Origin of the sequence: Ruegeria sp. R13_0 (assembly GCF_017743995.1) — a bacterium.
In the GTDB taxonomy this organism is placed as follows: Bacteria; Pseudomonadota; Alphaproteobacteria; order Rhodobacterales; family Rhodobacteraceae; genus Ruegeria.
The window spans coordinates 38,471-60,835 of sequence record NZ_JAGHRB010000020.1 but is presented as its reverse complement, the minus strand read 5'-3'; the positions used below and the strand labels follow the sequence as shown (position 1 = coordinate 60,835).

Genomic DNA, 22,365 nt, shown 5'->3' with positions numbered 1-22,365 from the left:
CGGGGCCGCATGCGCGGATGGTTGCGGGGCAGCGGGGGCGGGCGATCCCCACGGGCCGCTCGGTTGGCCCGCTGCCATGTTCGCCATCTGATTGGCCATCGCCATGCCCATTCCCATGCCAAGACCTGCGCCCATGCCGCCGCCCTGACCGGGGTTGTTGGCCGCTGCCGTCATCGCCTCGGCGGCGGAATACTGGGTGAACTTGCCCAGATCACCCGCCAGCCCCATCGAGGTGCGCTTGTCCAACGCGGCCTCTACCGCAGGCGGCAGCGAGATGTTTTCGATGTAGAACTCGGGCATCTCCAACCCATAGCCATCCAACACAGGCGAAACCTCGGCTGCGATCAGTTTGCCCAGATCGGCGGTGTTCGCAGCCATGTCGAGAACCGGAATACCGGATCCAGCGATCACGCGGCTGAACTCTTGCACGATGATGTTGCGGACCTGAAAACTGATCTCATCCATGGTGAATTCACCATCGGTTCCCACGATCTCGACGAGGAATTTTGCCGGGTCCTTCACCCGTACCGTATAGGTGCCATAGGCCCGAATGCGGGTTGGTCCGAATTCGGGATCGCGCAGCATGATCGGGTTCTTGGTGCCCCATTTCAGATCGTTGAACCGCGTCGTGTTGACGAAGTAGATCTCGGACTTGAACGGAGACTGAAAGCCGTGATCCCAGTGCTGCAGGGTTGTCAGGATCGGCATGTTGTTGGTCTCAAGCATATAGAGGCCCGGAGTGAACACATCCGCCAACTGCCCTTCGTGCACAAACACCGCAGCCTGACCTTCGCGGACGGTGAGCTTTGCACCATACTTGATCTCGTGCCCTTCGCGTTCGAACCGCCAGACCATGGTGTCTCGGGTGTCATCGACCCAGTGAATGACGTCGATAAATTCTCCGGTCAGAAAATCGAAAATTCCCATTTGGGTTCTCCTGTCCTTGGGGTCAGAGCGGCTGCCCCATCAGTTCGCGCGCAATGATCCGTACCACGGGGCGGGCCTGATCGACCGTCACTCCGGGCGTAAGACGCGGATCATAGAGCATTGTCAGCAGTTTCTCATCATGACTTGTCAGCAAAGCAAACTCGTCATCGTCGTTGAAGATCGAAGGCCGCGCGGCGGGGCTGTCATTGGACAGGCCCAGCCCTTGCGCAATTTCCTCGTGAATACAGCTGCGCCGCACCAGATCGGGCAGTTCCGACCGGATCAGTGTCACCGCGCGCACATATTTGTTCGGATCGTTGCGGGTGGCCGAAGCAAACACAAAACAGTCGAAACTCGCGCGCGGGTTGGCGACCAAATCCAGTGAGGCCTGGCTGATGTTGGGCACCAGTTCCTTGAGGCGCGTGACAACATAGGCGCTGTCATCTTTGCCAGCAAAGAACACGTGGAAATTGGCCTTGCGACTGACGGTCGAGATCGGGTGGCCGGTCAGTTTGGCAAGCCTCGCAGCATAAGATTGAACCTGATCCGCGTCGCTGGTGCGTGTTGCGGGCAGGACCGAGGGTCCGAACTCGGTCTGAATACGAACGGGTCCAGACCAGCGGCTGAGTTGCCCATCCGTCTGCCGAGACCCGAGCGAGACAGTGTGATCAGGATATTCGCTGTAGAAAGCGATGGCCTCAAAGTTCCGGCTCAGGTCGTCGGCGTCATAAGGGGTGTCTGGTCCGCCGCCATCGGTACGCAACAGGCCGCGGGTCAGCAGGTCCCGTTCGATCCGTTGATAGAACCGCGCGAGGTCCTGACTGGCCGCAGATGGCGGTACATAGGCGTTCGCTGCGGGTGGCGGGGCCGATGGCCGCACCTGAGGAACGACCGAAGAGGTCAGCGCCTCTTCGCACCCCGCAAGCGCTAGAAGCCCCAGAACACCTAGGCCCGTTTTGAGACAGCTCAAAGGCCGCACGCCCAGCCCACCTTATCCCGGAACAGCCGTTCCGGCGTTGTCGCCGGTCCCGTCACGCCGTGCCTTGGCGGCTGCCAGTGTGTCACGCAGTTCGGCCTCCATCTTCTGAAGCTCTTGTTCGGCGGCTGCACGTTTGGCTTTGCCTTCGTCTGCGATCGCCAGACTTTCATTGATCGTGCCGATCAGATCAGCATTGGCCTGTTTGACGGCTTCGATGTCGAACACGCCACGCTCCATCTCTTCGCGGATCATCTTATTCGACTCGCGCAGGTTGGCCGCGTTCGAGGTCAGAAGCTCGTTGGTCAGATCATTGGCGTCGCGCACGGCTGCGGCGGCTTCGGCGCTGCGCTGGATGGTGACGGCCTGCGCCAACTGGGTTTCCCACAGGGGAACCGTGTTGACCAAGGTTGAGTTGATCTTCGTGACCAGAGATTTGTCGTTTTCCTGCACCAACCGGATTGAGGGCAGTGACTGCATCGTCACCTGCCGGGTCAGTTTCAGGTCATGCACCCGGCGTTCCAGATCGTCGCGCGCGGCGCGCATGTCGCGCAGCTCCTGCGCTTTCATGACCTGCTGATCTTCGGGCGCTGCCTGAACCTCGGCCTCTTTCTCGGGAATGTCGTGGCTATCCAGCTCGGTCAGCTTTTCCTCGCCCGCAGCGATGTAAAGCGCCAGTTCATCATAGAACCCCAGCGTCTTTTCATAGAGCAGGTCCAGCGATTTGATGTCTTTCAAAAGAGTGTGTTCGTGAGACAGCAAATCGTCTGTGATGCGGTCGATCTGGCCCTGCACCTCTTCGTACTGAGCCGTGAACTTTGCGAAGGGCGCGGCACGGCCCAGCAGTTTCTCCCACCAGCTGCGTTCGCGGCGCACGTCCAGCTCACTGACCGAGAACCCCCGGATCGTGGTGACGATGTTGCGCAGGCTGTCGCCTGCAGGGCCAACATCCTTGTTGCGCACATCCGCCAGCATGGCTTGGCTGATCTCTTGCAATTCGGCCTGCGCGGACGAGCCGAAGGCGACGATCGAATTGGTGTTGCCCATGTCGATCTCATCCATGCGCTTGCGGATCTCGGCACTGACGGGTTCATCAGCCTCTTCAAGCGAGACGACCTCGGCCTGCGGTTCGGGCAGGGCCACGGCGGTGACCTCTTGTACCAGTGTTTCGGCCTCAACCGCTTTGTTCTTGATCTCGTCGGACATAGGGGAGTTCCTCGCTCAAATAGAAAGGGCCGGTCAGTCCAGCCGGACACCTTCGCGCTGCAGTCTTTCACGCAGCACGTCGATTTCGACCGTCAAATCACTACGGTCATCCAATAGCATTTTGCGCGTACGCGCGGCGAAATTCTGTTCCAGATCATCCAATAGGGAAGTGTAGTCTGCCAAGGCCTGTCCGTCGCGGGTGCGGGCGTAGACATCCGCGAACTTGACGGTCGCATCACGTGCGCCCTGCAGGTAGACGGTCAGATACTTCCGTGCGCCCGCCAGATCGCGCGGATCTTCTTCGACCGTGCGAAACAGATCGCGGGCGGTATCCTGAAACCGTTCGACACGCGCCTCGATCCGGCGATCTCCGGCGCGTTTGATCGCATCGGTCATCTCGGCCAGATGCTTTTCGGCATCATCGACGACGCGGGCGACACGGTCTTGCTGGAACGTGTCGACGCCCTCCATCCCCTTGTTTTTCATGGGGTCCAAGCCGAAGGACACGGAATGCAGGGTCGCGGCGGCGGCACCAAACAGGATCGGGGCAACAAGGCTTGCTTGTGCTGCAGTCTCAGCGTCCAGAAACTCGGTCCGGTAGGACGCGAGCGCAGCCCCAAGTCCGGTCAGAACGCTGGCAAAGATCTTGCGAGGGAAGGCTGGGCGACGCGCGGTTTTGCGTGCGTTGTACGCGGCCTCGGCCCGCAACCCTTCGCGCAGCAAAAACGCAGCGGCGGTCAGCAGCCCAGCGGCGACAAGACCCATGGTCATGCCAATCGCGCCGTCATTCAGCGACAAAAAGACCAGAGGGATGGCGGGAATGAACAGGATATTCGTCCGCGCGCCCGCAGGCTCGACCCGCGCGCCGTCGAACTGGCCGCGCGGCAGCGGGCTGTCTTGCGAGTCCTCACCTTGAGGGCTGTATTTACCACCGAACCGTTTGGCCATGGCTACAGACCCCCAAGCAGGCCGGTGCAGACGCCAAATAGCAGCACCAGAAGGGCCGCATAGGCCAGTTTTTGCACTCCGCTCCCGGACATTCAGCCCCCCAAATAGCAGCACTCACAGAAAATTTAGGGGATACGAGGGCTTGGCGCTAGGGGGAAGGTTGCCAAACCCGCATCACTTGCGGGGTTTCTTGCCGATCGGAGGGCGTTTTCGCTGCGGTCGGGTCGCGCGTTTCGCTGTTCCTTCGGGTTTTTCACCCCCATCCAGACCCAACTGATCGCGCATCACGCGGCGGCGGACCTCTTCAACCTCACCCGGTTTCAGGTCGCCCAATTGGAACGGCCCGTAAGACACACGCAACAGGCGGTTCACGGTAAAGCCGATATCCTCGATCGCGCGGCGGATCTCGCGGTTTTTGCCTTCGCGCAGGCCAATGGTCAGCCAGGCATTCGCGCCCTGCTGACGATCAAGCGAGACGGTCATGGGCTGAAACCTTTCGCCCTCGATCACAAGACCTTTGCGCAGGGGGGCGAAATCCTCGTCCTTGGGGCGTCCATTCACCCGAACGCGGTATTTGCGCAGCCAACCGGTTGAGGGAAGCTCCAGCTTACGTTTGATGCCGCCATCATTGGTCAGCAGCAGCAGCCCTTCGGAATTCAGGTCCAGCCGGCCAACGGACATGACCCGAGGCATGCCTTCCGGCAGTTCGTCAAAGATCGTCGCGCGGCCTTTTTCGTCCTTGGTCGTGGTCACCAGACCGGTCGGCTTGTGATACAGCCACAGGCGTGAAGGTTCGGGTTCCGACACCGGTTTGCCGTCGACGGTGATCCTGTCTTTGCCGGTCACGTTCAGGGCAGGGCTTTTGATAGCCTTGCCGTTCACGCTGACGCGGCCAGCTTCGATCATGCGTTCAGCCTCGCGCCGCGAGGCTACGCCAGCACGGGCAAGGACTTTGGCGATCCGGTCGCCGGGAGGAGGGGTGTTGCTCATGGCAGGGCCATACCCCATCCCGCCCGCTTGCGAAAGGCAGGTTTCTGAGGCAGTCAGGGGCATGGTGTTCAAATCACATATGGACAAGGCACTGGCCGAGGCCCGCGCGGCCGCCGAACGGGGGGAGGTTCCCGTCGGCGCGGTGATCGTCGCGCCTGATGGCCGAGTTGTATCCTCTGCCGGGAATCGCACGCGTGAGCTGAACGACCCGACTGCTCATGCCGAGATACTGGCGCTGCGCGCCGCCTGTGCCGAGGCAGGCTCGGAACGGCTCCCCGGTCACGACCTCTATGTGACGTTGGAGCCTTGCGCGATGTGTGCAGCGGCCTTGGCGGCGGCCCGTATCCGCCGCATCTACTATGGGGCATCCGATCCGAAATCAGGCGGGGTCGCCCATGGTGCAAGGGTGTTTGCGCACCCACAGGCCCATCACAAGCCCGAGGTCTATGACGGCATCGCCGCTGACGAAGCGTCTGACTTGCTCAGGCGCTTTTTCGCGAGTCAACGCGGTTAGGATTTAACCACCATCTCACGCGGGATATCGGCCAGCGGTTGGCCACCCTCCGGCGTCACCACAAAGCTCTCGGTTATCGCCAGCCCCCAGTCCGGAGTCCACAGTCCCGGCATCAAGTGAAACGTCATGTTTTCCTGCAATACCGTGGTGTCGCCGGGACGCAGGCTCATCGTGCGCTCGCCCCAATCGGGCGGGTAGCTGAGGCCGATGGGATAGCCGGTACGGTTGGCCTTTTCATATCCGGCTTGGGCGAAGCTGTCATAGACGCAGGTGGCGATTTCCTCGCATGTGGTGCCGGGACGGGCGGCTGCCAGAGTGGCCTCAATCGCCGTCAGAACAGCCGCTTCGGCCCGGTGGATGTCACTCGGTGGATCACACAGAAACAGGCTGCGGCTGGCCGGGCAGTGGTAGCGCCGGTAGCAGTCGGAGATTTCGAAATAGGTGGCCTCTCCGCGCGTCAATGGCCTGTCATTCCAGGTGATATGCGAAGCCGAGGCTTCACGCCCCGAGGGTGCAATCGGCACAATCGCCGGGTAGTCGCCAGCCAAACCGGGCAGGCCAGCAATGCCTTCGGCCTGCACTTGGTCGACAAGTTGGTTCTTGGGCAGGCCTTCGCGAAACGCCTCGCGCAGCACGCCATGCATATGCGCGGTTAACTGGCCCGCCTTGCGCATCATTTCAATCTCGGCGTCGCTTTTGACCGCACGCTGCCAGTTCACCAGACCCGTGGCGTCAATCATTTCACCGAAAGCGCGTTAAAGAATGCGGTGGCTGGCGGCGGAGTAGTAGTAATTGTCCATCTCCACACCCAGCCCTCGTGTCCAGCCACGGTCGCGCAGCGCGAGAACCAAAGCGTCGACGGGATGGTGATCGGGATGTTGGACATGTTCTTCCGGCCAATCCAGCAGGTCGGACGAGTCCAACCACGTGGTCTGCGCGGCACCGGCCTTGTCCTGCGTGCGTCCCCACCAAAGCGGCGCGCCTTGTGCAGGCAGGATCACCATCTGCGGGACGTAGAAGCTCCAGCCGTCATACCCGGTGAGCCAAGCCATGTTGGACGGATCGGTCACCAGTAGGGTCTCAATCCCGCGCGCGTTCATCGCCGCGCGGGTCCTACTCAGACGGTTCGCGTATTCCTGCGCGCTGAAATCCGACGCCGGCATCAGAGAGAGATCGCTTTCATGACTTCAGGCTCGATCACGTCCACACCGGGTAGGCCATCGATCAGAGGCTGCGCGGATTGCTCAAGTATGGGGAAGGTTTTGTAGTGGCAGGGAATCACGGTTTTGAAGTCGAAGTACCGTTTGGCGGCATAGGCGGTGGCTTTCATATCCATGGTGAAATGTCCGCCCGCGGACAGAATGCCGATGTCGGGTTTGTAGTAGTCCCCCATCCAATCCATATCCGCCATGACATCGGTGTCGCCCGAGACATAGAGCATGCGCCCCTCGGCTGCGATCATGAACCCGACCTCACTGCCACCGGTGCGCAGCCCGTCCGGGGTCGAGAAGGTCGAGCTGTGCGAGGCAGGCACCATCGTGACCTTGATGCCGTTCAGATTGACAGTTCCGCCTTTGTTGAAGCCGATGGTCTCGATCCCTTCGGCCTCGGCCCAATACCCCATGAGGTCGTACTGACCGACCACCGGCACCTTCAGGTGTTTGGCCAAAGGCAGGATGTCGACGACATGGTCGAAATGCGTGTGGGTCAGAAGGATATGCGTGGCACCTTCGACGGCTGCATCATGCTGATCCTCGGGCAGAGACGGGTTGCCGGTCAGCCATGGGTCGACCAGCAGCACCTGACTTTCGGTTTCAATGCGAAAGCTGCCATGGCCCAACCAAATGATGTTCATGAGAAATCCTCCTGCGATGCCTATTGGCATCACACTAGCATCCGTTATGTAAAAGTTCATGGATTGGTTTCAGGAAATTGACGGGTATTGCGAACGCCTTACCCCCGCCTATTGGGCCGAGCCGATCAACGCGGTGACCAACGCCGCGTTCCTGATCGCAGCTTTCATCATGTGGCGCAGGGTGCGCGGGCAGGGGATGCCTCTGGCCATGCTACTAGTGTTGATTCTCGCCACGATCGGGATCGGCAGCTATCTGTTTCACACCCACGCGCAGGTCTGGGCTGCGATGGCCGATGTCGCGCCGATCCTTCTGTATATTCTGGTCTATATCTTTGCGATCAATCGGGACGTCTGGCAGATGCGTCCTCTGCCCGCCACGATGGTGACCGCGCTTTTCATTCCCTATGCCGCCGCGACCCTGCCGCTGTTTCAACTGGTTCCGGGGTTGGGGGGCTCCGCCGCATACGCTCCGGTGCCGCTGCTGATCCTGATCTATGCGTTTCTGCTGCGCAATCGCACGCCGGAAACGGCCCGAGGGCTAGCGATTGGCGCGTTTATCCTGATCGCCTCGATCACCTTCCGCGCTTTGGATGAACCACTATGCATGCAGCTTCCGCGGGGCACACATTTCATGTGGCACATCCTGAACGCAACCATGCTGGGCTGGATGATCGAGGTTTATCGTAGGCACCTAACCCGCGCGTCTCAGTCCTGAAACGCAGCAGCCAGGTTTTCGGGCAGATCGAACTCTTGAAGAACCCGCGCGCGGCCCTCGGCTGACATCTTCCGGGCGGTCTTTTCGACAATGCTCTGAATCTTTTCGGCCGAGTGTTTTGCGGCGAAAGGCGCAAAATACCATTTCAGGAATACAAAGCAGATGACATCCTCAAGCGCCTGAACCTCATCATCGCGCTTGATGCCTTGTTTGCGTAGCATGCGTCCGGTCGCGTCGACGTCGTCCGCGTCGTAACCGGCCTGTTGCATCAGGCCCATGACAACCTCGGCGTGATGGACACCCTGCGCTTTGCGCCATGCCAGATATCCGGCGCGGCCTTCGGGATATTCACTTCGCGCTAGCTTCCAGCGTTCGACATGCTGGCCACGGGCGGCAATCTGCAACATGTCCGAGGCGTCAGGGAACAGCCTGTCCATCTCGGTGCTCATGCGCTGACCATAGATCAGCTCGACCGGTTGGCCGTCTTCGATGTTGGGGTCTTGCCTGTTGGCCGCATCAATCGCGTCCAGAACGGCTTGCTTGCGCGCGCTCATCTTCTGCTCCGTTGGTTCTTGCCGAACCAACCTTGCGGTTCGGCGCATCACTCGGTCTACCGTAGCGGGTCGCGCCGAAAAGAGCAGCAGTCATTTGTTGCCGTCCGGGCCGGGCAGTTATCGCCCGACCCGGGGCAGGGGGTCTATCACTTGTTTGTCTTGACCTGATCCTGGCTGACAACCTCGGGGGCAGGTGTGGGGAAAGTCAGATCAGGTGTCAGGGTATTCATTGTCGGGCCAAACGCCTGTGCTTGCGACGCGACAACAGTGGTGGCCACTACAAATGCAATCAGGAAGGGTTTCATGTCTCTACTCCGGGTTTTGGCTGTGCCGTGAAATAGAAATGAACAGTTCAGTTCAGTTTTTCAAGGGTAAAAATGAACTAATCGGTTTACTTTTTTTGCGTGGGAGGTATGCAAAATGGAAAAGGCACCGCGTCAGATGATGCCAGGGCAGACCCTATCGCGCTCTTGCGACCCGGACCCCGGACGGGTAAATGCCCCCTAACGCATATGAGGTTTTCCGATGTCGATTGACCAAAGCACCGCCGCCAAGGTGGCCAAACTGGCCCGGATCAAGGTCGAGGATGACGCGCTGCCCGCGCTGGCGTCCGAGTTCAACACCATCCTTGGGTTCATCGAGCAACTGAACGAAGTGGATGTCGAAGGCGTCGAGCCGATGGTCTCGGTCGAGCCGATGCGCCTGAAACGTCGTGAGGATGTGGTCACCGACGGAAACCAGCAGGACAAGGTTCTGGCCAACGCCCCCGATGCGCGCGAAGGCTTTTTCGCAGTCCCCAAAGTGGTGGAGTAAGACATGAGCGACCTGAACAAACTGGGCCTGGCCGAGGCCCGCGATGCGCTGCGCAAGGGTGACGTGACCTCGGTCGAACTGACCGAATCCTGCCTGAAGGCCATTGATGACGCCGACGCGCTGAACGCTTTTGTCCACAAAACGCCCGAGATCGCGCTGGAACGCGCCAAGGCTGCAGATGAGCGGATCAAAGGTGGCGACGCGCCGTCGATGTGTGGTCTGCCGATCGGCATCAAGGATCTGTTCTGCACCAAGGGCGTGCCCTCGCAGGCGGCATCCAAAATTCTGGAAGGCTTCAAGCCCGAATATGAATCCACCGTGTCTCAGCAATTGGCTGACGCCGGCGCTGTAATGTTGGGCAAGCTGAACATGGACGAATTTGCCATGGGCTCGTCCAACGAGACATCAGTCTATGGCAATGCGGTCAGCCCGTGGCGCCGTGGCAATGATGATGCGCAACTGACGCCGGGCGGCTCGTCGGGTGGCTCGGCGTCTGCTGTGGCGGCGGACCTGTGTCTGGCCGCGACCGGCACCGATACCGGCGGTTCGATCCGTCAGCCTGCCGCTTTTGTTGGCATCACCGGTATCAAGCCGACTTATGGCCGTTGCTCGCGCTGGGGCATCGTCGCCTTTGCCTCCTCGCTGGACCAGGCCGGCCCGATGACCAAGAACGTGCGCGACGCGGCGATCATGCTGGAAACCATGTGTGGCCATGACGCCAAGGATTCCACCAGCGCCGAACTAGCTGTCCCGAATTTCGAAGCGATGCTGACCGGAGACATCAAAGGAAAGAAGATCGGTATCCCGAAAGAATACCGCATGGACGGTATGCCTGCCGAGATCGAAAAACTCTGGGCAGATGGCGCTGAGATGCTGAAGGCTGCAGGGGCCGAGATCGTCGATATCTCGCTGCCGCACACCAAATACGCGCTGCCTGCGTATTATGTGATTGCGCCTGCCGAGGCGTCCTCGAACCTCGCCCGCTATGATGGCGTGCGTTATGGTCGCCGCGCGCAGCTGTCGCAGGGCGATGGCATCACCGAGATGTACGAGAAAACCCGCGCCGAGGGCTTCGGGCACGAGGTGCAGCGCCGCGTGATGGTCGGCACCTACGTGCTGTCGGCGGGCTTCTACGACGCCTACTACAACCGCGCCCGCAAGGTCCGTACCTTGATCAAGAAGGACTTTGAGGATGTCTTCGCCGCGGGTGTCGACGCGATTCTGACCCCGGCTACCCCGTCCGCATCCTTCGGTCTAGGCGAGATGACCGAGGCCGATCCCGTTCAAATGTACTTGAACGACGTCTTCACCGTGACTGTGAACCTTGCCGGTCTGCCGGGGATCTCGGTGCCTGCAGGGCTCGATAAACAAGGGCTGCCGCTGGGTCTGCAACTGATTGGTCGGCCCTGGGAAGAAGGCGACCTGCTCAATACCGCCTTTGCGTTGGAAAACGCCGCTGGTTTTGTGGCAAAACCGTCGAAATGGTGGTAAGCCTCGGGCCTGAAAGACATCAGACACGGAGGCGCAGCATGCGCTCTTTGCCTCTCATCGCGGCGATCTCGCTGATCGCCGCCTGTGATACGGTCACACCGATTGGCGGAACCGATTTCAACACGCCCGAGTATCAGGCCCAGCGTGAGGCTCAACTGTCCGGGCAGGGCAGTGTCGTAAACCCGCTGCTTGCCCCGGTGGATGTTTCGGAACAAGCTCTGGGCGCCCCTGGTTCGGCATCGAACGCAACCGTTGCGACGGGTGCCAATGCCGATATTGCCAATCAGACTGCGGCGGCTTTGGCCAGCACTTCGGCGCAGCCAACGGTCACTTCGGTGCCCAACAATACAGGCATCTCCGACGAACAGGATTTCGGAGCCGTGTCCGAGCGCCGCAGCATCGAATCCGACGCCGCCCGTATCGAACAGAACCGCCAGACCTACGAAGTGGTCGCCCCAACAGCCGTTCCTGAACGCGGTACTGACGGGCAGCCCAACATCGTGCAATACGCGCTCAGCACATCCAACCCGGTGGGCACCCAGCTTTACAGCCGCGCGGGGTTCAACCTGCAGGCCAAAGCACAACGCAACTGCGCGCAATTCCCCTCGCCAGATCAGGCCCAGATCGCTTTCCTGTCGAACGGAGGGCCACAGCGCGACCGCAAAGGACTGGACCCGGATGGCGACGGCTATGCCTGCAGCTGGGACCCGAGCCCGTTCCGCAGTGCCATCAACAACTAAGCCTGCGCCGATCTGGCATCCTTCGCCGAATTTCGGCTCCCGCCGCGATGGCCTGACGCCGACGCTGATTGTCCTGCACTACACCGCGATGGATAGCGCTCAGGCGGCGTTGGAGCGCCTCTGCGACCCACAAGCCGAGGTCTCAGCACACTACTTGATCGGTTCTGACGGCACACTCTGGCAGATGGTGCGCGAAGAGGACCGTGCATGGCACGCGGGCGTAGGCGAGTGGCACGGTCAGACCGACATCAACTCGCGCTCCATCGGGATCGAGTTGGACAATACCGGCAAACATCCTTTCTCGGATATGCAAATGGCAACGCTGGAAACCCTCCTGCCTCAGATGATGTCGCGCTGGGCGATTCCGCCCGAGGGCGTGATCGGCCATTCTGACATGGCCCCCGGCCGAAAAAGCGACCCCGGAGCAAAGTTTGATTGGCAGCGGCTCGAACGTCAGGGGCTGGCCGCCGCAGTTGGAACCCAAACCGCCCCGGAAGACATCTCGTACGACAACTTCCGCACAATGGCCCGCGCGGCAGGTTTCACCGCAGATGTCCCGAACGAGACGCTTCTGGCCGCCATCCGCTTGCGATACCGCCCTTGGGGCACCGGTCCGCTCTCCCCAGCCGATTTCAAGGCGCTCAGCCCGGCCCCACGCGAGACCTGATCCGCTCTTCATCTGGCCAAAAATATCCAGGGGATGAATTGGCCAAAGACCAAGAAGGGGCTGGCCCCTTCCTCCACCCTATCCACCCTTGACGCGACCGGGAACACAGCATACCCACCCCTCTGCGCGGAGGGCCGGATGGCCGCTGGGGTCGCAAGACCCGAGAGGAAAGTCCGGACTCCACAAGACAACGGTGCCGGGTAACGCCCGGGCGGGGCAACCCGACGGAAAGCGCCACAGAAATCAGACCGCCTGCGGCTTCGGTCAAAGGTAAGGGTGAAACGGTGGGGTAAGAGCCCACCGCGCTGCTGGCAACAGCGGCGGCAAGGCAAGCCCCACCGGGAGCAATGCCAAATAGGGTCCCCGCGCGGGATGGTCGGCGTCTGCCGATACCACCGCTAAGCGCGTCTTGGCCGAGAGGGACCGGGTTGGCAGCTTGAGCCGTGCAGCAATGCGCGGCCTAGAGGAATGGTCATCGAAGGGGGCAACCCCGGAACAAGATCCGGCTTACAGGCCCTCCGCGCGTATCCTATTGTCAGTTGCCGGGTGGCGTATAGGCCCCGACCAGTTTCGCAGCCTTTTTCTGAACCGCCACGAAGTCCTTGGCTTTCCAAGCCCTTACGGTTTCTATGTTGGATACCGCGCCCGAGGCGGCAACCGCCATACCCACTGCAACTGCGTCCGTCTCGTCTGGTGCTTCGCTGATGACAACCACGTCGTTATCCCCCGTCGTGATGTAGAACGCCAAAAGCTTAGCACCGACCTTCTTCAACAGCGCTTTGACGGCGTCCGTCCGATCGGATGGTTTGCCAACCATCCCCTTAACGCCTTTTTGGGAATAGGATGCATAGGTGATAAAAATAGGCATGGATGCCTCCTGACTGAAGTTGAGGGACCTTTGATTGGGCCGGTCCTTAGGCCTGAAATCCGATCCGAGGCATGTGCTAAGGCACGGCCACCAGCCAGACGCCAAGAACGATCAGCACCACACCAGTTGCGGGCGCTAGCCACATGGCGCGCGGCATCAGTTTCTCCAACGCGACGTAAATGGCGATGCCGACAATCCAATAGAGGTTCATCACGCCGCCCACGAACAGCAGCAGCATCAGGGCCCAGCAGCAGCCCAGACAATAGGCTCCGTGCAGCGCGCCGGTGCGGAATGCGCCGTAGGCGTGGGGTCTGTTGTGATCGGCCAGAAAACGCGCCGGGCTGCGGCAATGGCGCAGACAGGCGGTTTTGAGGCTGGACAGTTGGTACAATCCCGCTGCGATCATAACGCACCCGGCCGCCGTCCGAGAGCGGATGGTCATCATCGGGCCATCGGACAGCCCAACCACTTCCAGCAGCCATTGTGCGCCGGTCGCCAGCACACTGAACAAGGCCCAGGCCACCAGATAGCCGGCCAGAAAAAACAGGCTCAGCGGCGCCGTATTGGCCTTGTCCGGCCCGACCCGTTTCAACGCCATGAACAGCAGAACAGTGGGGGCGGCGCTGGGCGTCATCATCGCGATCATCATCACCCACCACATTAGGAAGATCAGCACGGCATAAGGCACCGTCCAATGTACCTCGGTCGCCATCTGCATCGGATTGCCAATCGGGCGGGCCATCCGGGTCATGTCCACAGCGGTCATGTTCATGCCGATCCCGGCAATCGTGTACCACGAGGCCGCCAGAACGATCAGCGCGACACAGACCAGAACAACGCCACGGTCATGCCGAAGCACCCGATCGACCAAATGGCTCGGTGGTGGGGATTCAGTCATTGGACACCCTGCCTAAGCGCCCAGAACCCCATGTCCTGAGATGTTGAGATGCGCCAGATGCGCGTGGGTCGCATCAAAGGCCAGGCTGATCGCCGCGCCCGTGGTTTGGGCCGAGCCCGAGGCCGCCTCGGCGGTGCGATATTCGAACCCGTTAGGCAGATGGAACGCCGCACGATGCGGATCTCCCGTCACGATATTGGGGATCGGTCTGACTTTCACATCGAAAACACCGGTTACTTTCGCATAGCCGGTCCGGTCCTCGCGGCTCCAGTCCAGTTCGATCGGAACGTACAGAGTTTCGTGTTTCTTTGGTGCCATCGCGCTGAAGACGTACCACATGGTCGCCATTTCATCGGTGTCTTCGCCGGACATGATCGCCTGCAAGGCAGCGCGCTGATCGGCAGAGGCGCTTTCATCAATGATCAACTGCATTTGACCATTGCCTTCATGGATCGGGCCGGGCCAGTGATACACGCCCGCTGCCCGCACACCGGCAAGATCCGTGTCGCCGTAGTGGCCGGACTCGATATCAAAGACCACGACAGCTTCGCAATTTCCATGGGTGGGTAGAACACTGAACTGGCAAGGGCAGCCGAAGTTGCAGTTACAATTGGCCAGCTCTTCGGCCTGCAGTTTCCATTCTGTCATGATTAACCCCCAAACACGCTTAAACGTAATCTGCCATTTTAGGGTCGCGCCTGATATGGATGCCTCGAAGGCCGGGCTTGGCGCCGACTTTTGGGTCTTCCGAATTGAGCGACCATATCACGAAAGCGTGATAGCGCCAAATCCGGTGCGAGTTAGCAACTAAGCTTTTGTGCGCCTCACTTGCGGAATCCGGTTGACTCGGGCGCGCGACGGGGTAAAAGCGCACGCTCATAGGAATTCAACCGGAAGGCCCTGCCTTTTCGGACGCAGGAGATAACCATGGCGAAGCCGACGACAATCAAGATCCGCCTGAACTCGACCGCGGGCACGGGCCACTTCTACGTGACCAAGAAAAACGCGCGTACGATGACCGAGAAAATGACCATTCGTAAATACGACCCGGTCGTTCGGAAGCATGTCGAGTACAAGGAAGGCAAGATTAAGTAATCTGCCGTTCCAATTGGACATTTTGAAAAGGGCTCTGAGTTGTCAGAGCCCTTTTTCTTTCGGACGCGTACGCTGGTGCGGCCATGCGAAGGGAACAGGTCCGTTGCAGGGACGCATCAGCGCCAGGCCCCTTCGCACCTGCCGCGGCTTGCTTTTTACATCTCGCTACCGCTACGGTTTAGCAAATCGCCACAAAATGTTGACCGCCATGAAAAAAATCTTGCTACCGACAATCGCCGTTTTGACCCTCGCGGCTTGTGAAGACCCCTTCAATCGCCAAGGTGTCGGGTTCACCGGGATTGATGGTGAACCGCGCACGGTGTCCGATGTTCCGGGAGCCGTCGCCTTCTTACCGCCAGCGACCAATGTCCCGGCCGAGCTTGCGGAATTGCCGACTGTCTCAGTCCTATCCGACAAGGTCGGGATCGATAAGATTGCCGGTGTGGCGATCGAAAACGGCGGTCAGTCGCCTGCAAACGCGGTGGAACTATCGGGAAGCAGTCAGAACCTGTATCTGAGCACGGTGAATGTGAACGGCACCCTATTCGGTGTCGTTCGGACTCGCTCCAACAGCACTCGGGTCGATAACTCTGTGGGGGCGGCGTTTGGTAGAGAAACCGAACGCTTTACCGGTTGCCTGCCTGCAGGAGATGTCTACAGCAAGGGCTCATCCGATCGCAGCTCGGGCTTTGCGGTGCCGTTGAACTGCAGCTGACCGGCGGTTAGTTGACGTGAAAAAGGGCGGGGATCTCCCCGCCCTATTCATTTGAACCGATAGCCATCCGTCCCAACCAGAGCAGCGTTAGCCATGCCAGTTCCGCACGATGGTCAGAGTGTCCTTTGCCATCAGAAATCCCAGTCTTCGTCCTCGGTCGCAACCGCTTTGCCGATGACATAGGAGGAGCCGGAGCCCGAGAAGAAATCATGGTTCTCGCTATCCGGGCTGAGGGCTGCCAGAATCGCCGGGTTCACCTCGGACACTTCCGGCGGAAAAAGGGCTTCGAACCCGAGGTTCTGCAGTGCCTTGTTGGCGTTGTAGTGGAGGAATACCTTCACGTCCTCGGTCAGGCCGAGCTCGTCATAGAGTTCTTCGGTGTATTGGTTTTCGATCGCGTAGAGCTCGAACATCAAACCAAAGGCATAGTCCTTCAACTCCTGCTGTTCGGCCTCGGACAGCTTCTCGTAGCCGCGCTGGAACTTGTAGCCGATGTAGTAACCATGCACGGCCTCATCCCGAATGATCAGGCGGATCAGGTCGGCGGTATTGGTCAGCTTGGCGCGGCTGGACCAGTACATCGGCAGGTAGAAGCCGGAATAGAACAGGAAGCTTTCCAGAAACACCGACGCGATCTTGCGTTTCAGCGGATCGTTGCCCGGAGCGTATGTGTTAAGGATCGCCTCGGCCTTGGCCTGCAGATGCGGGTTTTCCTCGGACCAGCGGAACGCCTCATCGATCTCCTTGGTCGAACAGAGCGTCGAGAAGATCGAGGAATAGCTGCGCGCGTGCACTGCCTCCATAAAGGCGATGTTGGTCAGCACGGCCTCTTCATGCGGAGTGACGGCATCCGGCATCAGGGCAGGGGCACCGACCGTGTTCTGGATCGTGTCCAGCAGGGTCAGGCCAGTGAAGACGCGGATGGTCAGCTGCTTTTCATGGTCCGTCAGCGTGGCCCAGCTTTGGATATCGTTGGACAGCGGCACTTTCTCGGGCAGCCAGAAATTGACCGTCAGGCGGTTCCAGACCTCAAGGTCCTTGTCATCCTCCAGCCGGTTCCAGTTGATGGCGCGGGGGATCTTGGTTTGGATCATGTCTTTCATGTCGTTTCTCCGCTCAAGCGCAATCCGAAAAGTGGGCACCGGTTTTCGGATCAAATTGCGCGATAAATTTAGAGTGCGCAGGATACGCAGCCCTGCACCTCGGTCCCTTCAAGGGCCTCTTGGCGCAGACGCACGTAATAAATGGTTTTAATACCTTTCTTCCACGCGTAGATCTGCGCGCGGTTGATGTCGCGGGTCGTGGCCTCGGCCGGGAAGAACAGGGTCAGAGACAGGCCCTGATCGACGTGTTCGGTTGCCGCCGCATAGGTGTCGATCAGCGCCTCTGGGCCGATCTCATAGGCATCGCGGTAGTATTCGAGGTTGTCATTGCTCATGAAAGCCGCCGGATAGTAGACGCGACCGATCTTGCCCTCTTTACGGATTTCGATCTTCGAGACGATGGGGTGGATCGAAGAGGTCGAGTTGTTGATATAGCTGATGGATCCGGTTGGCGGCACCGCCTGAAGGTTGCGGTTATAGAGGCCGTGTTTCATCACATCGGCCTTTAACGCTGCCCAGTCGTCGCGCGTGGGCAGGGTCATGCCGTCGAACAGAGCCTTGACGTGCTCGCTTTCGGGCAGCCAGTCACGGGTGGTGTATTTGTCGAAGAAGGTGCCCGAGGCGTAGTCGGAGTCCTCGAAGCCCTTAAACGACGCCTTGCGTTCCTGCGCCAGATCGCAAGAGGTGCGGATCGCGTGGTAGGCTACGGTTGCGAAGTACACGGACGTGAACTCGACCCCCTCGGGCGAGCCATAGTGGATATGCTCGCGGGCAAGGAACCCGTGCAGGTTCATCTGCCCCAGACCAATCGCGTGACTTTCATCATTGCCCCGACGCACCGAGGGGACCGAGTCGATTGCCGACATCTCGGACACCGCCGTCAGCGCGCGGATCGCAGCGCCAACAGTACGACCCAGATCGCCGCCATCCATCGTCTTGGCAATGTTCAGCGAGCCGAGGTTGCAGGAGATATCCGTGCCCAGATGGGAATAGCTAAGGTCATCGTTGAACTCGGACGCTTCATTGACCTGCAAAATCTCGGAACACAGGTTCGACATGTTGATCCGGCCCGCAATGGGGTTCATCCGGTTCACCGTGTCTTCGAACATCACGTAGGGGTAACCGGATTCGAACTGAATCTCGGCGATGGTCTGGAAGAATTCACGCGCATTGACCTTGGATTTCCTGATGCGCTTGTCATCGACCATCTCGTGATATTTCTCGGTCACCGAAATTTCCGAGAACGGCACGCCGTAGACTTTCTCGACGTCATGGGGCGAGAACAGGTACATATCAGCGTTCTTTTTCGCCAGCTCGAACGTGATGTCAGGGATCACCACGCCAAGGCTCAGCGTTTTGATACGGATTTTCTCATCCGCGTTTTCGCGTTTGGTGTCGAGGAAGCGCATGATGTCCGGGTGGTGTGCGTTCAGATACACCGCACCCGCACCTTGCCGCGCACCCAGCTGGTTGGCGTAAGAGAAGCTGTCCTCCAGCAGTTTCATCACCGGGATCACGCCCGAGGATTGGTTCTCAATGCCCTTAATCGGCGCGCCGTGCTCGCGGATATTGGTCAGCAGCAGCGCCACACCTCCGCCGCGCTTGGACAGTTGCAGGGCCGAGTTGATGCCGCGTCCGATGCTCTCCATGTTGTCCTCAAGCCGCAGCAGGAAGCATGAGATCAACTCCCCGCGTGAGGCTTTGCCGGCGTTCAGGAAGGTGGGGGTGGCGGGCTGGAAGCGACCGTCGAGGATTTCCTCCATGAAGGACAGGGCCAGCGCCTCATCGCCGCGCGCCAGCGCCAGCGCGGTCATGACGACGCGGTCCTCATAGCGTTCCAGGAACCGCTGCCCGTCACGGGTTTTCAGCGTATATGAGGTGTAATATTTGAACGCGCCCAGAAAGGTCGGGAACCGGAACTTCTTGGCATAGGCCGCGTCCCAGATCTTGCGCATGAAGTTCTTGGAATACTGGTCCAGCACAGCCTCTTCATAGTAGCCCTCGGACACCAGATAGCCCAGCTTTTCATCAAGCGAGTGGAAGAACACGGTGTTCTGGTTGACATGCTGCAGGAAATACTGCCGCGCGGCCATACGATCAGCATCGAACCGAATCTTACCCTCACCATCGTAGAGGTTCAGCATCGCGTTCAACGCGTGATAGTCCTGCTCGTTTACGCTGCTGTCGAGCATAGGTGTCTCCCTAGTTTTTCCAGCCCGGCGCGGACGCGGGCGATGTCGGTCTCTGTTCCGGCCAGCTCGAATGTGTAGAGCAGCGGTACGTTGCATTTCTGGGCGATGATGCGACCGGCCAAAGCGTAGGTCGCACCGAAATTGCGGTTGCCTGTGCCGATCACCCCAACGATCCCGGCACGTCTGTCCGGGTCGTTCAGGAACCGGATCACCTGTTTCGGAACCGCCCCGCGCCCGTCGCCATCGGCATAGGTGGGGCTGATCAGCACATAAGGGTGTCCGGGGTCAGGCAGCGGGTCCATCCCGTTCGGAATGCGGAAAGAGGTCAGGCCCAGCCGCGAGACAAAGCGGTGGGTGTTTCCGGATTTCGATGAGAAATAGACCAGCGCCGGGATCGGCGCGGCCATGGGTCAGGCCAGTTGGGCGATCATGTCCGGGCGGAAACCCGACCAGTGATTACTGCCCGCCACAACGACAGGGGCCTGACGATAGCCCAGCTCGGTCACATGGGTCATGGCGCTGTCGTCCTGGGTCAGGTCGATGACGTCATAGGTGATGCCTTTTGCATCCAGCGCGCGGGTGGTGGCGGTGCATTGTACGCATGCGGGTTTGGAATATACGGTAATGCTCATGACGTCCTCTGTCCTTTTAATGAATGCCGAGGACGCTGCGGGCAAAATGACCCCTGAACACGCCCCCGAACCCTCCGTTCGCGGTTTTCTTTCTTTGCTTGCGGCAGGTCTCCTGGCTCGCGGATTGATGTTCGGACTGGCCTTCCCAAAAGCACGCTTTCAGTGGCGTATTCAGCCGAACTCTCCGCTTACAGTTGCGGGGGCAGCGCCGGTTTTTCACCGGTTTCCCTCTTAGCTTTCAACAGGAATCGAAAGAACCGAAGCAACACCATATTGGGGTTGGCGGCGGTAAGTTGTCAACATATAGCGTGGCGAAGAAAATGAATTTCTTCGCTTGCACAACCTGCCGAGGGCGCTGTGGCAGTTTATTTTTTCCGTTTGGGCACCGCGTTGCCACCCTTCATCGTAACCGCACGTGCGCGGTTTTTCTTGCTGCTTGGCTTGCCTTTGGGCGGAGGCGGGCCTTTGGGGCGGCGCGCTGGTTTCTTGTGCTGATCGCCCGAGGGGGCCTCATCCGGTTTGGGCCGCGTCTCTAGCTTGGGCTTCTCGGCCGGTTTCCGGCGCGGTTTTGCGGGCTGAGGCTCGGCCGCGCGGGCCGGACGTTCAGCGCGTTCGGGGCGCTTCTTGCCTTTGAAGTCGCGCTTGGGACCTTTGCGGCCACCACCGACAAAGGCGGGCGGCGCGTCCAGTTGCACAAGGATCTTGGAGCCTTCGACCGTCATCTCGGGGCCGATGGCCTTCAGGAAACCTGCGACACTGCTTTCGCGAATCTCGATATAGCTTTCGGTGTCAGCAATGCGGATCGCGCCGATATCGTCTTTGGTGATCTTGCCCGCCTTGCACAGCATGGGCAGCAGATAGCGTGGCGAGGCGTTTTCGTTGTGCCCCTCCGACAGCGAAAACCACACGCTTGGGCCAAAGGGCACGTTCGGCTTTGGCGCGGCATCTTGTGCGTCGCTCAGTTCCTCTGGGGCGGAGTGCTTGCGCCCGTATTGACGCAGATAGGCCGCCGCCAGTTGCTGCGGTGAAAAGCGCGAGACCAGATCATCGACCAGAGCACTTTCGCCCTCGGTCACATCCACGGTCCAATCGTCCGAGCTGAACATCCGCCGCATGTCCTGCGCCTGAACCTCATCGGCTGACGGCGCAGACCCCCAATCGGCGGTCAGCTTGGCGAATTTCAGCAGGCGTTGCGCCTTTTTGAACGATGCGGGCGGGACGATCAGCGCGCTGACGCCTTTCCGCCCGGCGCGTCCGGTTCGGCCCGAGCGGTGCAGCAGCGTTTCATGGCTGTTCGGTAGTTCCGCGTGGATCACCAGATCAAGGTTCGGCAGGTCGATGCCGCGCGCCGCCACATCGGTCGCCACACAAACGCGGGCGCGCCCGTCGCGCATGGCTTGCAGCGCGTTCGAACGTTCGCTTTGCGTCAGCTCTCCGGACAGGGCTACGACCGAGAATCCACGATTCGACAGCCGCGCCGTCAGGCGGCTGACCATGGCGCGGGTGTTGCAGAAGATGATGGCGTTGGGGGCCTCGTAGAAGCGCAGCACGTTGATGATTGCGTTCTCACCATCGCGCGGGGCCACATTCATCGCGCGGTATTCGATATCGGCATGTTGCGTGCGCTCGCTGACGGTGCTGACACGCTCGGCATCGCGCTGGTAGCGGGCGGCGAGGGAGGCGATGGCGCGGGGAACCGTAGCGGAAAACAGCAGGGTCTGACGTTCGGACGGGGTCTGTTCCAGAATGAACTCAAGATCTTCGCGGAAACCCAGATCGAGCATTTCGTCGGCTTCATCCAGAACCACGGCGCGCACGGCGGTCAGGTCTATCGACTCGCGCATGATATGGTCGCGCAGTCGGCCCGGTGTTGCGACCACGATATGCGCACCACGGGCCAACGCCCGCCGCTCGTCTCGCATATCCATGCCGCCGACACAGGACGCAATGAACGCCCCTGCATCCGCATAGAGCCACGCCAGCTCGCGTTTGACCTGCATCGCCAATTCGCGCGTTGGTGCAATGACCAGCGCCAAAGGCGCGCCAGCTTTATCAAATACATCGACGTCGCCCAGTACGGTGGGGGCGATGGCAAGGCCGAAGCCAATAGTTTTCCCTGACCCGGTCTGTGCTGAAACCAACATGTCGCGGCCCTCCAAATCGGGCGCGGATACGGCGGTTTGGACAGGGGTCAGCGTGTCATACCCTTTGCGATCAAGGGCGTCTTGAAGTGTCTGTTTCATAGCTCGGCTCTTTGGGATGCTGCGGTCACCCTCAGAGCGTCTTACACGCGGATGATCGTCGAAGGGCACTCCTTACCGAGTGGGACGCCGGATGTATAGTGCGGAAAGCGGGCTGTGCGATCAAACGCTGCATGAACGCTTGATGAAGGTTCCTTCAGGAAAGTTGTAACCCGCCGTACGCCTCCCAATCTGTTGACCACGGCCAGAGATGGCACCGATTTCA

At 60.0% G+C, this 22,365-nt stretch carries 24 protein-coding genes, 1 other RNA gene, 1 pseudogene and 1 riboswitch; of the genes and pseudogenes, 9 read left to right on the top strand and 17 right to left on the bottom strand.

Annotation, left to right across the window (positions count from 1 at the left end):
• From J7394_RS20375 to J7394_RS20355, 5 genes are all read right to left on the bottom strand, one after another.
• Positions 1 to 927 (bottom strand): SPFH domain-containing protein (locus J7394_RS20375; RefSeq protein WP_209255818.1); only part of this gene is annotated, 927 nt, incomplete at its 3' end.
• A 22-nt stretch (positions 928 to 949) separates the two neighbouring features.
• Positions 950 to 1,906: a DUF2927 domain-containing protein gene (locus J7394_RS20370; protein WP_371812103.1), complete on the bottom strand. Its 957-nt coding sequence runs from the start codon at positions 1,904 to 1,906 to the stop codon at positions 950 to 952.
• Between the two features lie 12 nt (positions 1,907 to 1,918).
• Complete coding sequence (locus tag J7394_RS20365) at positions 1,919 to 3,109, bottom strand: toxic anion resistance protein (RefSeq protein WP_170374831.1); 1,191 nt, start codon at positions 3,107 to 3,109, stop codon at positions 1,919 to 1,921.
• A 33-nt stretch (positions 3,110 to 3,142) separates the two neighbouring features.
• Positions 3,143 to 4,057 carry a 5-bromo-4-chloroindolyl phosphate hydrolysis family protein gene (locus J7394_RS20360; RefSeq protein WP_209255816.1) on the bottom strand — a complete coding sequence of 305 codons (915 nt, stop codon included), beginning with the start codon at positions 4,055 to 4,057 and terminating at the stop codon, positions 3,143 to 3,145.
• A gap of 174 nt (positions 4,058 to 4,231) precedes the next feature.
• On the bottom strand, positions 4,232 to 5,047 hold the full coding sequence (locus tag J7394_RS20355) for a pseudouridine synthase (RefSeq protein ID WP_371812102.1): 816 nt from the start codon (positions 5,045 to 5,047) through the stop codon (positions 4,232 to 4,234).
• A gap of 61 nt (positions 5,048 to 5,108) precedes the next feature.
• Between J7394_RS20355 and J7394_RS20350 the strand changes: the two genes are divergently transcribed.
• Entirely contained in the window at positions 5,109 to 5,561 is a 453-nt protein-coding gene (locus J7394_RS20350) for a nucleoside deaminase (protein WP_209255814.1), read from the top strand.
• Here the strand turns inward: J7394_RS20350 and J7394_RS20345 are convergent.
• Positions 5,558 to 6,724: pseudogene (locus J7394_RS20345) on the bottom strand (M24 family metallopeptidase). The gene J7394_RS20350 and the pseudogene J7394_RS20345 sit on opposite strands and share 4 nt — an antisense overlap.
• Complete coding sequence (locus J7394_RS20340) at positions 6,724 to 7,416, bottom strand: metal-dependent hydrolase (protein WP_209255812.1); 693 nt, start codon at positions 7,414 to 7,416, stop codon at positions 6,724 to 6,726. Before J7394_RS20340 ends, J7394_RS20345 begins: the two are co-directional and overlap by 1 nt.
• A 58-nt stretch (positions 7,417 to 7,474) precedes the next feature.
• Here J7394_RS20340 and J7394_RS20335 point away from each other — a divergent pair, with 58 nt between their 5' ends.
• On the top strand, positions 7,475 to 8,131 hold the full coding sequence (locus J7394_RS20335) for a ceramidase domain-containing protein (protein WP_209255810.1): 657 nt from the start codon (positions 7,475 to 7,477) through the stop codon (positions 8,129 to 8,131).
• Here J7394_RS20335 and J7394_RS20330 read toward each other — a convergent pair.
• Positions 8,122 to 8,685, bottom strand: a complete 564-nt coding sequence (locus J7394_RS20330; RefSeq protein WP_209255806.1) for a DUF4202 domain-containing protein — start codon at positions 8,683 to 8,685, stop codon at positions 8,122 to 8,124. The genes J7394_RS20335 and J7394_RS20330 overlap by 10 nt on opposite strands.
• A gap of 146 nt (positions 8,686 to 8,831) precedes the next feature.
• The gene (locus J7394_RS20325; RefSeq protein WP_170460730.1) at positions 8,832 to 8,990 is read right to left on the bottom strand and encodes a hypothetical protein; all 159 of its coding nucleotides are present in this window, start codon (positions 8,988 to 8,990) and stop codon (positions 8,832 to 8,834) included.
• A gap of 220 nt (positions 8,991 to 9,210) precedes the next feature.
• On the opposite strand from J7394_RS20325, the gene gatC reads away from it, so the two are divergent.
• The 5 genes from gatC to rnpB all read left to right on the top strand — a co-directional run bounded on the left by gatC (position 9,211) and on the right by rnpB (position 12,922).
• Positions 9,211 to 9,498: an Asp-tRNA(Asn)/Glu-tRNA(Gln) amidotransferase subunit GatC gene (gene gatC / locus J7394_RS20320; protein ID WP_170325838.1), complete on the top strand. Its 288-nt coding sequence runs from the start codon at positions 9,211 to 9,213 to the stop codon at positions 9,496 to 9,498.
• Positions 9,499 to 9,501: 3 nt separating this feature from the next.
• Entirely contained in the window at positions 9,502 to 10,989 is a 1,488-nt protein-coding gene (gene gatA / locus J7394_RS20315) for an Asp-tRNA(Asn)/Glu-tRNA(Gln) amidotransferase subunit GatA (RefSeq protein ID WP_209255804.1), read from the top strand.
• 38 nt (positions 10,990 to 11,027) lie between these two features.
• Positions 11,028 to 11,729 carry a hypothetical protein gene (locus J7394_RS20310; RefSeq protein ID WP_209255797.1) on the top strand — a complete coding sequence of 234 codons (702 nt, stop codon included), beginning with the start codon at positions 11,028 to 11,030 and terminating at the stop codon, positions 11,727 to 11,729.
• The gene (locus J7394_RS20305; protein WP_247748330.1) at positions 11,680 to 12,396 is read left to right on the top strand and encodes an N-acetylmuramoyl-L-alanine amidase; all 717 of its coding nucleotides are present in this window, start codon (positions 11,680 to 11,682) and stop codon (positions 12,394 to 12,396) included. Before J7394_RS20310 ends, J7394_RS20305 begins: the two co-directional genes overlap by 50 nt.
• Positions 12,397 to 12,522: 126 nt before the next feature.
• Positions 12,523 to 12,922: RNase P RNA component class A (gene rnpB / locus J7394_RS20300), an RNA gene on the top strand.
• A gap of 9 nt (positions 12,923 to 12,931) precedes the next feature.
• On the opposite strand, the gene J7394_RS20295 is transcribed toward rnpB, so the two are convergent.
• The 3 genes from J7394_RS20295 to J7394_RS20285 form a co-directional block, all read right to left on the bottom strand.
• The gene (locus J7394_RS20295) at positions 12,932 to 13,264 is read right to left on the bottom strand and encodes a GYD domain-containing protein (RefSeq protein ID WP_209255793.1); all 333 of its coding nucleotides are present in this window, start codon (positions 13,262 to 13,264) and stop codon (positions 12,932 to 12,934) included.
• A gap of 76 nt (positions 13,265 to 13,340) precedes the next feature.
• On the bottom strand, positions 13,341 to 14,162 hold the full coding sequence (locus J7394_RS20290) for a DUF2182 domain-containing protein (RefSeq protein ID WP_209255791.1): 822 nt from the start codon (positions 14,160 to 14,162) through the stop codon (positions 13,341 to 13,343).
• 12 nt (positions 14,163 to 14,174) lie between these two features.
• The gene (locus tag J7394_RS20285) at positions 14,175 to 14,810 is read right to left on the bottom strand and encodes a DUF1326 domain-containing protein (RefSeq protein WP_170643081.1); all 636 of its coding nucleotides are present in this window, start codon (positions 14,808 to 14,810) and stop codon (positions 14,175 to 14,177) included.
• Between the two features lie 279 nt (positions 14,811 to 15,089).
• On the opposite strand from J7394_RS20285, the gene rpmG reads away from it, so the two are divergent.
• Both rpmG and J7394_RS20275 read left to right on the top strand, forming a co-directional pair.
• Positions 15,090 to 15,257, top strand: a complete 168-nt coding sequence (rpmG, locus tag J7394_RS20280) for a 50S ribosomal protein L33 (RefSeq protein WP_037309480.1) — start codon at positions 15,090 to 15,092, stop codon at positions 15,255 to 15,257.
• 208 nt (positions 15,258 to 15,465) lie between these two features.
• Positions 15,466 to 15,972: a hypothetical protein gene (locus J7394_RS20275; RefSeq protein ID WP_170374852.1), complete on the top strand. Its 507-nt coding sequence runs from the start codon at positions 15,466 to 15,468 to the stop codon at positions 15,970 to 15,972.
• A gap of 131 nt (positions 15,973 to 16,103) precedes the next feature.
• On the opposite strand, the gene nrdF is transcribed toward J7394_RS20275, so the two are convergent.
• The 5 genes from nrdF to J7394_RS20250 form a co-directional block, all read right to left on the bottom strand.
• The gene (gene nrdF, locus J7394_RS20270; protein WP_209255789.1) at positions 16,104 to 17,075 is read right to left on the bottom strand and encodes a class 1b ribonucleoside-diphosphate reductase subunit beta; all 972 of its coding nucleotides are present in this window, start codon (positions 17,073 to 17,075) and stop codon (positions 16,104 to 16,106) included.
• Between the two features lie 68 nt (positions 17,076 to 17,143).
• On the bottom strand, positions 17,144 to 19,267 hold the full coding sequence (gene nrdE / locus J7394_RS20265; protein WP_209255787.1) for a class 1b ribonucleoside-diphosphate reductase subunit alpha: 2,124 nt from the start codon (positions 19,265 to 19,267) through the stop codon (positions 17,144 to 17,146).
• A complete protein-coding gene (gene nrdI, locus J7394_RS20260; protein WP_209255826.1) occupies positions 19,249 to 19,662 on the bottom strand; it encodes a class Ib ribonucleoside-diphosphate reductase assembly flavoprotein NrdI in 414 nt (137 codons plus the stop codon). Before nrdI ends, nrdE begins: the two co-directional genes overlap by 19 nt.
• Positions 19,663 to 19,677: 15 nt before the next feature.
• Positions 19,678 to 19,899 (bottom strand): glutaredoxin-like protein NrdH, encoded by a 222-nt coding sequence (gene nrdH / locus J7394_RS20255; protein ID WP_170460749.1) that lies wholly within the window; start codon positions 19,897 to 19,899, stop codon positions 19,678 to 19,680.
• 84 nt (positions 19,900 to 19,983) lie between these two features.
• Positions 19,984 to 20,176, bottom strand: a riboswitch (cobalamin riboswitch).
• A gap of 88 nt (positions 20,177 to 20,264) precedes the next feature.
• Positions 20,265 to 22,142, bottom strand: a complete 1,878-nt coding sequence (locus J7394_RS20250; RefSeq protein WP_209255786.1) for a DEAD/DEAH box helicase — start codon at positions 22,140 to 22,142, stop codon at positions 20,265 to 20,267.
• Positions 22,143 to 22,365 lie beyond the last annotated feature (223 nt).

Coding starts and splice junctions, on each gene's coding strand:
- J7394_RS20365 (WP_170374831.1), bottom strand. CDS start 3,109: ATGTCCGACGAGATCAAGAACAAAGCGGTTGAGGCCGAAACACTGGTA.
- J7394_RS20360 (WP_209255816.1), bottom strand. CDS start 4,057: ATGGCCAAACGGTTCGGTGGTAAATACAGCCCTCAAGGTGAGGACTCG.
- J7394_RS20355 (WP_371812102.1), bottom strand. CDS start 5,047: ATGAGCAACACCCCTCCTCCCGGCGACCGGATCGCCAAAGTCCTTGCC.
- J7394_RS20350 (WP_209255814.1), top strand. CDS start 5,109: ATGGTGTTCAAATCACATATGGACAAGGCACTGGCCGAGGCCCGCGCG.
- J7394_RS20340 (WP_209255812.1), bottom strand. CDS start 7,416: ATGAACATCATTTGGTTGGGCCATGGCAGCTTTCGCATTGAAACCGAA.
- J7394_RS20335 (WP_209255810.1), top strand. CDS start 7,475: ATGGATTGGTTTCAGGAAATTGACGGGTATTGCGAACGCCTTACCCCC.
- J7394_RS20330 (WP_209255806.1), bottom strand. CDS start 8,685: ATGAGCGCGCGCAAGCAAGCCGTTCTGGACGCGATTGATGCGGCCAAC.
- J7394_RS20325 (WP_170460730.1), bottom strand. CDS start 8,990: ATGAAACCCTTCCTGATTGCATTTGTAGTGGCCACCACTGTTGTCGCG.
- gatC (WP_170325838.1), top strand. CDS start 9,211: ATGTCGATTGACCAAAGCACCGCCGCCAAGGTGGCCAAACTGGCCCGG.
- gatA (WP_209255804.1), top strand. CDS start 9,502: ATGAGCGACCTGAACAAACTGGGCCTGGCCGAGGCCCGCGATGCGCTG.
- J7394_RS20310 (WP_209255797.1), top strand. CDS start 11,028: ATGCGCTCTTTGCCTCTCATCGCGGCGATCTCGCTGATCGCCGCCTGT.
- J7394_RS20305 (WP_247748330.1), top strand. CDS start 11,680: ATGCCTGCAGCTGGGACCCGAGCCCGTTCCGCAGTGCCATCAACAACT.
- J7394_RS20295 (WP_209255793.1), bottom strand. CDS start 13,264: ATGCCTATTTTTATCACCTATGCATCCTATTCCCAAAAAGGCGTTAAG.
- J7394_RS20290 (WP_209255791.1), bottom strand. CDS start 14,162: ATGACTGAATCCCCACCACCGAGCCATTTGGTCGATCGGGTGCTTCGG.
- J7394_RS20285 (WP_170643081.1), bottom strand. CDS start 14,810: ATGACAGAATGGAAACTGCAGGCCGAAGAGCTGGCCAATTGTAACTGC.
- rpmG (WP_037309480.1), top strand. CDS start 15,090: ATGGCGAAGCCGACGACAATCAAGATCCGCCTGAACTCGACCGCGGGC.
- J7394_RS20275 (WP_170374852.1), top strand. CDS start 15,466: ATGAAAAAAATCTTGCTACCGACAATCGCCGTTTTGACCCTCGCGGCT.
- nrdF (WP_209255789.1), bottom strand. CDS start 17,075: ATGAAAGACATGATCCAAACCAAGATCCCCCGCGCCATCAACTGGAAC.
- nrdE (WP_209255787.1), bottom strand. CDS start 19,267: ATGCTCGACAGCAGCGTAAACGAGCAGGACTATCACGCGTTGAACGCG.
- nrdH (WP_170460749.1), bottom strand. CDS start 19,899: ATGAGCATTACCGTATATTCCAAACCCGCATGCGTACAATGCACCGCC.
- J7394_RS20250 (WP_209255786.1), bottom strand. CDS start 22,142: ATGAAACAGACACTTCAAGACGCCCTTGATCGCAAAGGGTATGACACG.